This window comes from Spirillospora sp. NPDC048819, assembly GCF_040650055.1.
Lineage (GTDB): Bacteria > Actinomycetota > Actinomycetes > Streptosporangiales > Streptosporangiaceae > Spirillospora.
The window spans coordinates 78,801-92,261 of record NZ_JBEZGN010000012.1; the positions used below are offsets into that span (position 1 = coordinate 78,801).

General features: G+C 72.4%; 13 protein-coding genes and 1 pseudogene. 4 read left to right on the plus strand and 10 right to left on the minus strand.

Annotation, left to right across the window (positions count from 1 at the left end; genetic code table 11):
• Window positions 1-75: 75 nt before the first annotated feature.
• From AB0C35_RS18510 to AB0C35_RS18535, 6 genes and pseudogenes are all read right to left on the minus strand, one after another.
• Window positions 76-422, minus strand: a pseudogene (locus AB0C35_RS18510) (VOC family protein).
• A gap of 141 nt (window positions 423-563) precedes the next feature.
• Complete coding sequence (locus tag AB0C35_RS18515; protein ID WP_358457072.1) at window positions 564-1,307, minus strand: pyrimidine reductase family protein; 744 nt, start codon at window positions 1,305-1,307, stop codon at window positions 564-566.
• Window positions 1,307-2,233: a dihydropteroate synthase gene (gene folP, locus AB0C35_RS18520; RefSeq protein WP_358457074.1), complete on the minus strand. Its 927-nt coding sequence runs from the start codon at window positions 2,231-2,233 to the stop codon at window positions 1,307-1,309. Before folP ends, AB0C35_RS18515 begins: the two co-directional genes overlap by 1 nt.
• Window positions 2,230-3,465, minus strand: coding sequence for an FAD-dependent oxidoreductase (locus tag AB0C35_RS18525; protein WP_358457075.1), 1,236 nt, complete (start codon window positions 3,463-3,465; stop codon window positions 2,230-2,232). The genes folP and AB0C35_RS18525 overlap by 4 nt, the downstream gene beginning before the upstream one ends.
• Before the next feature lie 49 nt (window positions 3,466-3,514).
• Complete coding sequence (gene folE / locus AB0C35_RS18530) at window positions 3,515-4,162, minus strand: GTP cyclohydrolase I FolE (protein ID WP_358457076.1); 648 nt, start codon at window positions 4,160-4,162, stop codon at window positions 3,515-3,517.
• 1 nt (window position 4,163) lies between these two features.
• On the minus strand, window positions 4,164-4,322 hold the full coding sequence (locus AB0C35_RS18535) for a hypothetical protein (RefSeq protein ID WP_358457079.1): 159 nt from the start codon (window positions 4,320-4,322) through the stop codon (window positions 4,164-4,166).
• Window positions 4,323-4,696: 374 nt separating this feature from the next.
• Between AB0C35_RS18535 and AB0C35_RS18540 the strand changes: the two genes are divergently transcribed.
• Window positions 4,697-4,879 carry a hypothetical protein gene (locus AB0C35_RS18540; RefSeq protein ID WP_358457081.1) on the plus strand — a complete coding sequence of 61 codons (183 nt, stop codon included), beginning with the start codon at window positions 4,697-4,699 and terminating at the stop codon, window positions 4,877-4,879.
• Between the two features lie 63 nt (window positions 4,880-4,942).
• Here AB0C35_RS18540 and AB0C35_RS18545 read toward each other — a convergent pair whose 3' ends face one another.
• The 3 genes from AB0C35_RS18545 to AB0C35_RS18555 form a co-directional block, all read right to left on the minus strand.
• On the minus strand, window positions 4,943-5,206 hold the full coding sequence (locus tag AB0C35_RS18545; protein ID WP_358457083.1) for a hypothetical protein: 264 nt from the start codon (window positions 5,204-5,206) through the stop codon (window positions 4,943-4,945).
• Window positions 5,207-5,208: 2 nt separating this feature from the next.
• A complete protein-coding gene (locus tag AB0C35_RS18550; protein WP_358457085.1) occupies window positions 5,209-6,336 on the minus strand; it encodes a hypothetical protein in 1,128 nt (375 codons plus the stop codon).
• Between the two features lie 62 nt (window positions 6,337-6,398).
• Complete coding sequence (locus AB0C35_RS18555) at window positions 6,399-7,487, minus strand: SRPBCC family protein (RefSeq protein ID WP_358457086.1); 1,089 nt, start codon at window positions 7,485-7,487, stop codon at window positions 6,399-6,401.
• A gap of 433 nt (window positions 7,488-7,920) precedes the next feature.
• On the opposite strand from AB0C35_RS18555, the gene AB0C35_RS18560 reads away from it, so the two are divergent.
• Genes AB0C35_RS18560 through AB0C35_RS18570 form a run of 3 tightly spaced genes read left to right on the plus strand, consistent with a single transcriptional unit; the run spans window position 7,921 to window position 12,105 of the window.
• Window positions 7,921-10,395, plus strand: a complete 2,475-nt coding sequence (locus AB0C35_RS18560; RefSeq protein WP_358457088.1) for a nitrate- and nitrite sensing domain-containing protein — start codon at window positions 7,921-7,923, stop codon at window positions 10,393-10,395.
• Window positions 10,395-10,826 (plus strand): DUF742 domain-containing protein, encoded by a 432-nt coding sequence (locus AB0C35_RS18565; protein ID WP_358457090.1) that lies wholly within the window; start codon window positions 10,395-10,397, stop codon window positions 10,824-10,826. Before AB0C35_RS18560 ends, AB0C35_RS18565 begins: the two co-directional genes overlap by 1 nt.
• Complete coding sequence (locus tag AB0C35_RS18570) at window positions 10,807-12,105, plus strand: ABC transporter substrate-binding protein (RefSeq protein ID WP_358457093.1); 1,299 nt, start codon at window positions 10,807-10,809, stop codon at window positions 12,103-12,105. Before AB0C35_RS18565 ends, AB0C35_RS18570 begins: the two co-directional genes overlap by 20 nt.
• Before the next feature lie 25 nt (window positions 12,106-12,130).
• On the opposite strand, the gene AB0C35_RS18575 is transcribed toward AB0C35_RS18570, so the two are convergent.
• Window positions 12,131-13,441, minus strand: coding sequence for a HEAT repeat domain-containing protein (locus AB0C35_RS18575; protein WP_358457096.1), 1,311 nt, complete (start codon window positions 13,439-13,441; stop codon window positions 12,131-12,133).
• Window positions 13,442-13,461 lie beyond the last annotated feature (20 nt).

Here is a 13,461-nt window from a genome sequence, read left to right on the forward strand (position 1 = left end):
CAGGAGCAAACGCCGGCGGCCGAGGTCCAGTCCGAGGATGGGCGCGCGCCGTGGCCGGCGATCCCGCGGGCGGCGTCAGCGGTGGCCCAGCACGTTGACCAAACGGCCGTTGGGATCGCGGACCAAGAACCGGCGTACCCCCCACTCCTCGTCTTGCAAGGGATGCACGATCTCCGCACCGCTGTCGCGCATGACCGCGCAGGCCGCGTCCACATCGTCCACCTCGACGCTCATGTCGGGGGTGACCGATGCGGTCTTGTCGCCGGCGATGAAGCTGACCTGAGCCGTCGGATTCGACGGGAGGCGATCGTCATGACCCAGCCGAGGTCCATGACCTCCTCGAAGCCCAGCAGCCCATAGAACTCCCGGCTCTCCCCCAGGGCCTCTGACTGGACGTTGGGCACGACACGGCGAACGGCCATCGATAACTCCAAACGAGAAGGAACGCGTCTGTGAGACTCGGTGAAGGTCCAGCGTCGCCCAGTGCCGCATCCACGTCTTGCACGGATGGGAACTCCGCCCATTCCGGCCGGCCGCCCCGCCGCGTTGGCGTCCATCGGTGGTCACTGTTGTGCGAGGTAGCGCAGCAGGAGGGTGTCGCCTTCGCCGAGCGCGGAGGCCAGGCGCAGGTTGGCCGGTTCGATGGCGGGGCCGGTGGCGATGCGTCCGGCGGTGCCCGCGGTCAGCATCGGGGAGATGGTGAGGCGGAGCTCGTCGAGCAGCCCGGCGGCCACCAGCGCGCCGAACAGGTGAGGGCCTCCTTCGCAGTCGATGCGCCGCAGGCCGCGGTCCAGCAGTGCGGAGACGGCGGCGGCCGGGTCGATCGTGTCGTCACCGGTGACGACGACCTCGGCGCCGGCGTCGCTCCAGGCCTTCTGCGTGCGTGCGGGGGCGGCCGCGCAGGTGAGGACGAGGGTGGGCACCTGCGCCTGGGTGATGACGGGTGCGTCGGCGGGCAGGCTCCGCCCGGTGCTCACCACGGCGGTGGGCGGGATGCGGGCGAGGCCGTGGCGGTGCCGGCGGGCCCGGGTCTGCTGGTCGGGGTGGACGCCGCGGAAGTTCTCGACGGTCGCGGTGGTGGCCCCGATCAGCAGCACGTCGGCCAGGTCGGCGCCGAGTCGCAGTACCTTGCGGTCGGGTGGAGTGGACAGTGGCCGGGCTCGTCCGCCGAGTTCCACGGCTCCGTCGGCGCTGGCGACGAAGTTGGCGACCAGCCAGCGCGGCGCGGCCGGGTAGGTGTAGAGCCGTTCCAGTTCCGCGTCGTCGATGACGCGGCCGGCGTGCTCGGGCGGCCAGATGTGGTGCATCAGGAGATCCAGGTGCTCGTGCGGGCGGGTGGGCGGGTGCCGCTGATGGCGGCCGCGATGTCCACGGCGTGCCTGGTGGGCCGGACGTCGTGCACCCGGAACACCGCCGCCCCGTCCCGGGCGGCGATCGCGGTGGCGGCCAGGGTGCCGGTCAGGCGGTCGCGCGGGCCCACGTCCAGGGTCTCGCTCACGAACGCCTTGTTCGACAGGGCCATGAGCACCGGCCATCCGGTCCCGGCGAATTCCCGGACGTGCCGCAGCAGCAGCAGATGATCGGCGGTGTTCTTCCCGTAGCCGGTGCCGTCGATGAGGATGCCGCCGCGGGGCACGCCGGCGGCCTCGGCCCGTTCCGCCAGCCCGGTGACGGCGGTGCGGACGGCGGCCACCACGTCGGGGTAGCCGGGGCGGAACGGCTCGGCGCGCGGGGGCCGCCCGCCGGTGTGGGTGCACACGTAGCCGGCGCCGTGGGCGGCCGCGACGTCGATCAGCTGCGGATCGGCGGCGGCCCATGCGTCGTTGAGGATGTCGGCACCGGCCCGGCATGCGGCGTCACCGACCTCGTGACGCCAGGTGTCGACGCTGATCAGCAGGTCGGGGTGGTGGTCGCGGGTCCATTCCACCAGAGGCACCACCCGGGCCAGCTCCTGCGCGGTGGTGACCTCCTCGCCGGGACTGGCCGCGACCCCGCCGAGATCGACCAGGTCGGCACCGTCGGCGGCGGCGCGGCTGATGGCGGCCTTGGCGGCGTCGGCGGCGAAGGTGGCGCCGCGGTCGTGGAAGGAGTCCGGTGTCCGGTTGACGATCGCCATCACCAGTGGCCGGTCGCGGGCGGCGCGGCGTCCCCGAAACACCAGTTCGACCGCTCCCTGCGGCGGGGGATGCGCGTCCTGTGCCTGCCGCGCGCCCGCGCCGATGATCGCGCTCACCGGGCACCGGTGGCGGCGAGGGCCGCGAGGTCCGCCTCGGCGAGTTCCCGGGCGGTCACCGGTGCCCCGGTGTCGACCAGCGCCTGAAGGGTGTCGCCGTGGTCCCAGGAGTTGACGTTGAGCGCCGCGGTGACCCGCCCGCCGCGCAGCCAGAACGCGAGGAACTCGCGAGTGGACGGTTCTCCGCGTACCACCAGTTCGTCGGTGGTGGGGTCGGCGAGGCCCCGGTATTCGCAGCCCAGGTCGTACTGGTCGGAGAAGAAGAACGGGGCGGGGGTGTAGGGCTCGTCGCCGCCCAGCAGGCCGCCGGCCACGTGCGTGCCCTGCCGTTTGGCGTTGTCCCAGTGCTCGACGCGCACCCGGCCTTCGTAGCGGGGGTGGTCGTGAGCGGCGATGTCGCCGGCGGCAAAGATGTCCGGGGCCGAGGTGCGCAGTGCCGCGTCGACGGCGACCCCGCCCGCCGCCAGTTCCAGACCGGCCTGTTCGGCCAGTTCGGTGCGGGGTAGGGCGCCGACCCCGGCGACCACCACATCGGCGGCCAGCTCGCTGCCGTCGTCCAGACGCACCACCCGGGTGGCGCCGCGGGTGGCGATCCCGGTCGCCTTGACGCCCAGGCGCAGCGTGACGCCGTGGTCGGCGTGCAGGTCGCGGAACACCGCTCCGATCTGGGCGCCGAGCACCCGCTGAAGCGGCTGCGGCAGCGGGTCGGCCATGCGCACCCGCGCCCCGCGGGTGCGTGCGGCGGCGGCGACCTCGCAGCCGATCCAGCCCGCGCCGATGACCACCACCCGGGCGTCGGCGGTCAGTTTCTCGCGCAGCGCCAGCGCGTCGTCCAGAGTGCGCAGCAGGTGCACGCCGGCACCGTCGGCACCGTCGAAGCCGGGCAGGGTCCGCGGGCGGGACCCGGTGGCCAGCAGCAGCCGGTCGTAGTGGTGTTCGGCGCCGGCGGCGTCGACGACCACGTGCTCGGCCGGGCGCAGCGCGGTAATCGCGGTGTCGCGGCGCAACTCGATCCCATGATCGGCATAGTGGCCGGGCTCACGCACCCAGTCCGGCTCGTCGGTCTCGCCCAGCAGGATGCCCTTGGACAGCGGCGGCAGCTCGTAGGGGGCGTGCGGCTCCCCCCCGAACAGCGTCACCTCGCCCTCGAATCCTTGTTCGCGGAGTGCGGTGGCCGCCGACGTGCCGGCCAGCCCGGCTCCGACGATCACGATCCGCTGCGGTGCGCTCATCATGTGTCTCCCCAACTCATCTCGTCTCGGTGTTCGCGGGCGGGGCGTGCTACCGGCCCACGCCGGTGAGAGCCAGGAACTCCTGCCGGGACGCCGGGTCGTCACGCAGGGTTCCCAGCAGCGTGGAGGTGACGGTCCTGGCCCCTGTCGCCTGTACGCCGCGCAGGGTCATGCAGGTGTGCTCGGCCTCGATCACGATCCCCACCCCCGCGGGTTCCAGATGGGCCTGCAGCCAGTCGGCGACCTGCTTGGTCAGCCGCTCCTGGACCTGGGCACGGCAGGCGAAGTGCTCCAGCACCCGGGCCAGTTTCGACAGGCCCAGGATCCGCCGCCCGGGCAGGTAGCCGATGTGGGCGGTACCGACGAACGGCAGAAGATGGTGTTCGCACACCGACCGCAGGGGGATGTCACGGGCGAGTACCAACTCGTCGTAGCCGTCATCATTGGGGAAGGTCGTCAGGTCAAAGGGACGGGGAGTGAACAACTCGGCGTAGGCGCGGGCCATCCGCCCAGGGGTGCCGCGCAGGCTCTCGGAGTCGATGCCGACGCCCAGAGCCCGCAGGAACTCCCCGGCGGCCAGCTCGGCGGCCGCCAAATCCGCCTCACCGGGCCGCCCGGTGACACGGACCACGGCCGGAGCGTCCGCCCGCGCACCGAACTCGTCTGCGGACACGGCCGTATCGGGATACACGGTCATGTCAGGCACCGGCCCCTTGGGCGGCGGGCAGCCCGCGCCCGGCGGCCACCGGCACAGGCGAGGGCCGCTCAGCGGGCGCGAAGCGTCCGAGGACGCTCGGAACGGTCAGGCGGCTCCCCAGAGCGGCGACCGGCCACCCGGCGAGTACGGCCATGTTCATGACAACTCCAGGTCTGTAAAGGTGCGGGCCCGCCCGTGAATGAGAGCTGCGGCCCCGGTCGGTCGGCCGCGCCGCCCGACATGCTGCGGGACGGGGCGCTCCCACCGGCCTGGGCGGCGGCGGCATCGTGTGCTGAGGCCTAATTCGCTAATAAGTATTGGTCTTATTATGGCATCTGGTCAAGCACACCTGGTCAGAAGGCTGCAACATGCATGACGCCAAGCCTTCTGGGAGTTATCATGGCCGGGTGGCCCCCGACGCGAATCGGCCGATCTCACCCGCAGACGCCGCGATCGAATCCATCAGCGTCCTGGGAGAGGAGTCGCGGCGCCGGATGCATGAGCATCTGCGGCACGCGAGCGATCCCGTGACCCGTGACGAGGCGGCCGCCAGCACCGGGATGTCCAGTAAGGTCGCAGCCGGTCGGGCTGGCCTTGGGCGCCCTCGCCGGAGAAGCGCGGCTGCGGCAGGTCCTCCACGAGGCCGGCTACGGAACCGTCCGGCGCGCGGCGGAGAACATGTTCAACATGGTGCTGGAGGCCAGGCCCGGAGAGTGACGTCGGAGGGGTCCGGCGAGGCGGGCGCCGGACCCACGCGTACCGCATTTCACGTCCGGCCCTCTACCAGAGCTTGGTCGCCTTGAGCTTCGCCGCGATCGCGTAATCGATGTGGACGTCCCGGTAGGTGACGTTCTCACGCACCTCGTCCGGCAGGTTGGTCCGGTCACTTCCGGACGCGGACTTGTCTGCGGCGTCTCCGGTGAACTCCACCGAACTTTCGGGGACGACCTCGAAGCGCAGTTCGTCGGCTTTCACCTTGGCGGTGAAGAGAATGTCCGCCGTCCGCCGGGCTTCGGCTCCTGGACGCTCGTCATCGCGGCTCACGGTCACTCGTCCCCTCGGTCCGGCGAACGGGGCGCGGACACCATCCGGAACAGCGCCCGGCCCAACTCACGCACGGACTGCTCAGTCTCGTGAAGTGCGGACTTGAGCGCGGTGATCTCCTGTTCGCCGTTGGACGGCTCCGCGCCGTCGTCGGTCTCCTGATCGGATTTCTGGTCGGTCTCAGGCTTGGTCTCAGGCTCGTCTTGCCGGCCGTTCCCGTTCCCGTTCTCGGTGGAGTCGTCGGGTTCCTTCGGCTCCGTGCCGGTGACGCCTTCGGCGGCCTTGCCGGTTTCTCCGGTCGCGCCTTCGGCGGCCTTGCCGGTTTCTCCGGTCGCGCCTTCGGCGGCCTTGCCGGCTTCTTCGGTGGCGGCCGCGACGCCCCCGGCGGCGGTCTCCGCGGCCCGGCCGGTGCCCTCACCGACGCCCTCTACCGCGCCAGCCGCGCCCTCGCCCACGTCACGGACACCCTCGCCGACGTCCTCGACCGCGCCCGCGGTGCCCTCGCCCACGTCCTTGACGGCGCCCCCGGCACCCTCGCCCACGTCCTCGACCGCGGCACCGGCACCCCGGCCAACGTCTTCGACGGCACCTCCGGCACCCCGGCCAACGCTCTCGACGGCACCCCCGGCACCCCGGCCGACGTCTTGCACGGCGCCCTTGGCGCCCTTGCCGACTTCGCCCACCGCGGTGCCGGTTCCGGCTCCGATGTCGCGGGCCGCCGCCTCCACGCCACGTCCGATGTGCTGAAGGATCTCTGGGTTGCGGTCGAGCGTGGTCAGCACGCGGTCGACGATGATGGCGACGTTGTCGAGCCGGACGTCCAGTTGCGCCTGGGCTTCGACGCCCTTGATCTCCAGCTTGACCCTGCCGAGGAAGACGTCCGCGCCGACGTTCAGCCTGAGCAGATCGAGGACCTGGGCGACGAGCGAGACGTGCGCCTCCAGGTTCTCCACCTCAAGGGATATCTCGTCCACCTTGAGCAGAGGCACGTCGAGATACACGTCCGGTCCCTCGCCCGAACGCAGCCGCCTGTCCGGCGTGATGGCCTTGTCGCCGGTGCCCTCCACCTCACCGCCGGAATCGTTCCGATTCCGGTCCGGCTCTGGTCTGTCAGCCGCGGTGTTGCCCATCGCTTACCCCCTTGCGGGCCGCTACCCGGGCTCGACCAGCGAAAACGTCAGAGCGCGGGGTGTCAGGCGGTGCTCCCGGCCTTCTCCCTGGCGCGTTCCTCGGACTCCGCCTTCTCGCCGCCGTCCTCGCGGCCCTCGCCGCGCTCCCCGGTTTCCTCGCCCTCTTGGTCCTTGGCCTCTTGGTCCTTGGCCTCTTGATCCTTGGCCTCGCCTTCCTGGTCCTCGGCCTCGCGCTCCCGGTCTTCCTCGGACCCGGCGGCCTCCTGCTCCTCCTTGAGGGCGTCCTCGTGGGTCTTGACCACCTCGCCGTCGCGGATCTCGCCGCGCCAGCCCTCGACCTCGCCCTGTTCCAGGAGCGTGTGCATCATCATGTGGCGTTTGATGTGCTTGAACTCCAGGCGGAGGCGGCGTCCCTGGGCCCGCCAGAGGTTCGCGGTCTTCTCGAAGAAGCCGTCGGGGTGGTACTCGGCCACCAGCATGATCCGCGTCATGGTCGGCGCCAGTTCGTGGAACGTCACGGCGCCGTCGACGAACCCCTTGGGGCCCTTGGACTTCCAGACGATCCGCTCGTCGGGCACCTGCTCGACGATCGTGGACTCCCAGGTCCGGTGGGACAGGAAGATCTGGGCGCGCCAGTTGAGCTTCTCGTCGGACTCCTGCTCGACGCTCTCCACCTTCTTGGTGAAGCTCGGGTAGTCGGCGAACTGCGTCCACTGGTCGTAGGCGACGCGGCGTGGCAGGCCCACATCGAACTGCTCGACGATGTTGGTGACCTTCATCTTGCCGCCGCCCCCGCCGCCTCCGCCGCCGTCCTTTCCGCCGTCCTTGCCGCCTCCGGCGGAGCCCACGGCCTCCTTAACCTTCTCCTTCGCGCCGGTGGCGCCCGCGCTGAGGCCCGCCTTGAGCGGGGACTCGCCTTCGGCGATCTTCTTCGCGCCGGCCGCGGCCATCTTCGTGCCGACGCCCGCGCCGTTGTCGGTGACGTCGGTCAGCCGCTGCGTCATGCCCTGGAGCCTTCCGCTCGCCCCGGTGAGCGCCCGCACCATGAGCGCCTGGACGAGCTCCCGCCCGGCCTCCTTGAGCTGATCGACGGGCAGCTCATCGGGGCGGGCCTGGCCGGCGCCCTCGGTGCCCTTCTCCGTCATGGTCATCACTTCGCTTCCTAGACGATGTCGTTCTGGCCATAGCCCCACGAAGCGATACGAAACAACCTAAAAGCCGCTGACCAGCAGAAATTAAAGATCTATCGGCCCTTTCCCCCGCCCGGCCCGTGCGGCTCGGCGTACGACGCGAGGTCCCGGGCGGAGAGCGGAAGCGGACGGGGCCACCGGAGCGCGGGCGGCGAGGGCGGCCGCATGGGCCCCGAGGGTGTTGATCAAGGTCAGAGGGATAAGTCACACATAGGTAACGATGCGGGCGGGTGAGTCAAATTGCCGAAGTGTCTCACGAGGATGGAGTAGCGTTCCGGCCTGCTGAGTGAGCTGGATCACAGTACGCGGAGGTCGTCATGAGCGTTGACCGTCCGATGTGCCCGGGGGCGTAATGGCCCGGCGGACGGAGTCGGCCGGGCCGAGGCGGCGCGGGGTGCTGAGGGGCAGGGCCAGGTCCGTCAGGTCCCGGATCGTGCTGCTGCTGGTCCCGCCGATCACGGCGCTGGTCGTGTTGTGGGGCGTCGCCGCGACCACGTCGCTGCAGGACAGCCTGCGGCAGGCCAAAGCGCGCACGTTCACCCAGAAGGTGCTGGAGCCCACCGACCAGGTCGTCGCCGCGTTGCAGGACGAGCGGCGGATGTCGCTGTCGGCGCTGGGCGACGACGCGACCATCGGCCGGGCCGGGTTCGAGGCGCAGCGGGCGGTCACCGACCGGGCCCGCGCGCGGTTCCGCGCCTCGGCCGCCGACGGCGACATCGCGGGCGCGACCCGTCCCGAGACCCGGCAGCGGATGGTGCGGCTCGCGGACATGCTCGGCGGGCTGGAGCCGCTGCGCGCCACGGTCGACGACCGCAGCCTGGGACGCGCCGAGGCGATGGCGCGCTACACCGAGTACATCGAGCAGGCCGCCGAGATCTACGACGAGGTCCATTCGATGGACCCGGAACTGGTGCGGCGCAGCCGGATCCTGCGCACGCTCGAACGCGCCCGGGAGAACCTGTCCCGCGAGGACGCGCTGGTCACCGGCGCGCTGGCGGCGGGGCGGCTGAGCGAGGACGAGCATCTGCAGCTGGTGCAGTTCGCCGGGACGCACCGGTTCCTGTACGCCGACGCAGCGCGGAACCTGCCGGACGCCTACCGGATCCGGTACGCGCGGATCGTGTCGGGGCCGGAGTTCCGCCGGTTCGAGGAGCTGCAGAACCGGTTGATGCGCGGCGGCGCGACCGGCGGGCGGCCCGCCGTGGACATCGGCGCCTGGCACACCGCGACCGAGGCGGTGGACGCCGAGCTGGCCGCCATGTCGTCCGGCATCCGCGAGGAGAACACCCGGCGGGCCGGGGACGAGGCGGGCGCCGTGCTGCTGCGGCTGGGCCTGACCGGCGGGCTCGGGCTCGTCGCGGTGATCGCGTCCATCCTGATCGCGGTCCGGGCGGGCCGCCGGCTGATCGTGGAGAGCCGCGAGATGGCCGCGACCGTCAACGCGTTCGCGCAGCAGCGGCTGCCGGAGATCACCGAGCGGGCGCGGCGCGGCGAGGAACCGCCGGCCGACGACGGTCCGGGCGGCGGGCCCGCGGGACGGTTCCGGGTGACGGAGGTCGAGCAGATCGACCGGGCGTTCGCGCAGACCCGGCGGGCGGTCGTGCGCGCCGCCGAGGGCGAGGCCCGTGCGCACCGGCGGCTGAACGAGGTGTTCGTGACGCTGGCCCGCCGCAACCAGTCGCTGCTGCAGCGGCTGCTGCGGATGCTGGAGACCATGGAACGCGGCACCGAGGACCCCGACGAGCTGGAGCGGCTGTTCGAGCTGGACGCGCTGGCGACCCGGATGCGGCGGCACGCCGAGGGCCTGGTGATCCTGTCGGGCCGTCCGTCCGGGCGGACCTGGCGCGACCCGGTCCGGATGGTGGACGTCGCGCGCGCTGCGGCGGCGGAGGTCGAGGACTACGCACGGGTCGAGGTGGTGCCGATGGGCCGGACGGCGCTGCTCGGGCCCGCGGTCGCCGACACCATCCACCTGATGGCCGAGCTGATCGAGAACGCGGCCGCGTTCTCCCCGCCCAGCACCCCGATCCGGGTGACCGGGCAGGAGGTCGCGCACGGGTTCGCGTTGGAGGTGGAGGACCGCGGGCTGGGCATGGCGCCCGAGGTGCTGGCCGACCTCAACCGGCTGCTGGCCACCGATCCCGAGCTCGACCTGGACGACAGCGCCCGCCTCGGCCTGTTCGTCGTGGCCCGCCTTTCGGCGCGGCACGGCATCCAGGTGACGCTGCGCCCGTCCCCGTACGGGGGGATCGTCGCCATCGCGCTGATCCCGAAGGAACTGGTGGTGGAGCGGCCCTCCGGGTACGCGGTCACCGACGGCGGCGACTGGGCCCTGCCCGCGTCGTCGGCGCCGCCGGTGTCGCCGCAGGAGCGCCTCGCGCTGGTCGCTCCCCCGGCGGCGCCGGCGTTCGACGAGCTGTCCGGCAGGAGTCCGGGGGGCGCGGAACGTTCCGGGAACGGCGGCGGGACGGCCGGATCCGACACGTCCGGCGAGTGGGCGCGGCTGCCCGTGCGGCGCCGCCAGGCGCATCTGGCGCCGCAGCTGAGGCGCACCGCCGGAGCCGAGGCGGAACCGGAGGGACCCGAGCCGGAGGAGCGGTCGCCGGAGGCCGCCCGCGATCTCGTGTCGACGATGCAGCGCGGCTGGGAGCGGGGCCGCGCCGCCGCGGCCGAGGACGGGGCCGGCGAGGACGGGCCGGGCGAGTCCGCCGCGTCCCGCAGCCCCGACTGGTTCGGCACACCGGTCGTCCCGCCCGGTCCGGACGCCTCCGCTGAACCGGAGGACGGCGGGGCCGGCGCGGCGGACGGCGGGAGCGCTTCGGACGACCCGTCCGGGACGGGCCGCGCGCCCGGGTCCGGCGGTGCGTGATGTCCCGCGATCTGCCGGGCGGGCATCCCGATCCGGGCCGGCACCGCCGCCCGCGGCGCGACGACGATCTGTGGGTGGACGAGGAGGCCGGTCCCGTCGTCCGTCCCTTCGCGCTGACCCGGGGCCGCACCCGGTCCCGGCGGCGCGGCGGCGACCTCGACCTGATCGCGGTCGTGGTGACCGCCGAGGTGCCGATGCCCGATCCGCTGACGCTCGGCCCGGAGGACGAGCGGATCCTGGAATTCTGCCTCAGCCCGGTGTCGGTGGCCGAGCTGGCGTCCCATCTGCGGCTGCCGGTGGGCGTGATCCGGGTGCTGGTGAGCGATCTGCTGGATCGCGGGCTGATGGAAGTGCAGAGCCGTGTCGCGCCGGCCGGACGCCCCGATAGGCGCATTCTCAAGGAAGTGATCGATGGTCTCCGTGCGCTTTGACAGTCCGAGGGTCAGGTCCCTGGCCGCCGGGGCCGCGCTGCTGGCGGCGCTGGCGGGCTGCGCCTCCGGTCCGGACGGCGGCGGCGGCGCGTCCGGCCCGGGAATCACCGGCGAGCCCTGCCCCAGGGCCGTGAACCCCGAGCACGGCTGCATCTACCTGGGCATCATCTCCGACCTGACCACGGGACCTTTCAAGGGCCTGGGCGTGCCGATGGTGACAGCGCAGAAGGCGTTCTGGGACCGGGTCAACCAGCAGGGCGGCATCGGCGGCTACGACGTCGACGTCCACACCTACGTCATGGACAACAAGTACGACCCGGCGACGCACCGCCGCGAGTACCTGGAGATCAAGGACAAGGTGCTGGCGCTGGCGCAGAGCCTGGGGTCGCCGACCACCGAGGCGATCCTGGACGACCTGCGCTCCTCCCGGATGATCGCGGTGCCCGGCTCCTACCCGTCCAAATGGGAGTTCGAGGACGTCATCCTGGAGTCGGGCGCCTCGTACTGCTTCGAGGCGATGAACGCGGTCGACCACGCCGCCGAGGCCTTCGAGGCCGAGAGCGTGATGGCCGTCCACTACGCGGGCGACTACGGCGGCGACGGGGCCGCGGGCGCCAGGACGGCCGCGGCGGCGCGCGGCCTTCGCTTCTCGGAGCTGGAGACGCCGCAGGGCGCCGGCGAGCAGGACGAGGCCGTGCAGGCCATCCTCGAACGCAAGCCGGACATGGTCATGCTCACGGTGGGCCCGGCCGAGACCGCCGCCATCGTCGGCGGGGCCGTGGGGGCGGGCTTCCAGGGGCATTTCATGGGCAACAACCCCACCTGGGTGGGGTCTCTCCTGCAGACCCCGGCGGGTCCCCCGCTGAAGGCCCGCTACCTGGTGGTGGCGCCGTGGAAGCCGTTCGCCTCCGACTCGCCCGGGCACACCGCGATGCGGCTGGCGCTGGGCCGGGTGCAGCCGAGCGACGCGTTCACCTCGGGCTGGGTCCTGTCGTACCCGTTGAAGGCGGTGCTGGAGAAGGCCGCGGCGAACGGGAACATGAGCCGCGAGGGCGTGTACGAGGCGCTCGGGCAGGTCACCACCGTGGACTACGAGGGGATGCTGCCCAGGAAGGCGGGCAACTTCTCGGGCAGCCCGAACGCGGCGGCCTACCGCGAGTCGGTGATCGCCCGCCCCGACGAGCGGGAGTTCACCGGGAGCAAGGTGATCACGGACTTCACCGCGGGGACGACCGCCATCGCCCACAGCCTCGAAGCCCCCTGCTACAACCCCCGCTGACGGCCCGGGCCACCCGGACGCGCGTTCAGATCTCCAGGGCGCCGCGGGGGTGGCCGTGCTCGCGGCCGTGGCCGGTCAGGGCCAGAACGGCGCGGCCTTCCACGCGGGTGTGGGCGCCGAGGGCGGACGGGTCCACAGACGCGCGGGCCGCGAACGTGGTCGCATGGCATTCGTCGGGGATGTCCAGATCCTTCTTGACCTGGTGGTAGCGGGCGCTGAACGCCTCGTGGTCGGAGATGTCGATGCCGTCGAACGCGTCGTCGGGAAAGCCGTCGACGTGCGGGAGCAGGTAACCGTCCTCGGCGGGGTGGGCGGGCCCGACCTGCACGTCGGGCTCGAAGACGTCGTAGTAGCGGATGATCTCGCCCTGTTCGGCGACGCACCAGGCCGTCCAGTGGTCGCCGCAGCTCGCGCCGTACCAGTGCGCGGAGCCGAAGCGGCGGCTCAACTCCCGGCAGTGCCCCTGGACCTCGTCGTGATCGGGTTCTCCGGCGCCGTCGAAGGGGTCGCCGAACACGAGGGTCCAGCCGTCGAACCGCGGTGTCACGTAGACGCGGGAGGCCGCGCCGCCGCCGTGGTGGTCGCCGTTCCAGGCGGACGCGCCCATCCGCATCGTGGCCGGCTCGGGGTCGGAGAGGCCGAACGCGTCGAGGATGTCCCCCTGGTCGCCGGACGGGACGGCGTACCAGGTGCCGCACAGGTGCATGGGTTCGGGCGCCTCGGCCGCCTGCTTGACGCGGATCAGGCGGCGGACGAGGGCCAGGTCGCGGTCGTCCAGCCCGGCGGGCCCGGCGACGGCGACGATGGCCTCCAGGGCCGGTCCGCGCAGCCGGCCGGCGGTGCGGGAGCGGCGGACCTCGCGGAGAAGGGGCACCACGTCCGGGCCGATCCCCTCCAGTGCCCAGATGGCGTGCTGCCGGACGTCGGCGTCCGGGTCGGCCAGCAGCGCGATCAGGTCGGGGGCGTGCGGAAGCGCGGCCGTGCCCTTGAGTTGCAGGACGTAGGCGGAGTTGCCGCGCACCTTAGGGGCCGGGTGGCGCAGGCCGGGGACGAACGCCGCCAGGTCGTCGATCTTCAGGCCGCTGTGGGCCCAGCCGCAGCGGCGCGCCACCTCGCGGGTCGGCGCCGCCGCCATGGCCTCGATCAGGGGGGCGAGGGCGGGGAGGCCGATGCGGCGCAGGACCATGGCGCTGGTGCCCCAGTCGACCGGGGAGTCCTCGTCGCAGAGGACGGCCAGGACGGGTTCCACGGCGGGGGCGCCGATGGCCGCGAGGGCGTCGCTCGCGGCCTTCTGGCCGGGTCCGGCGAGCCGTTCGATGAGGTCGGCGATTTCCACACGCAAAATGATCGCAGAAG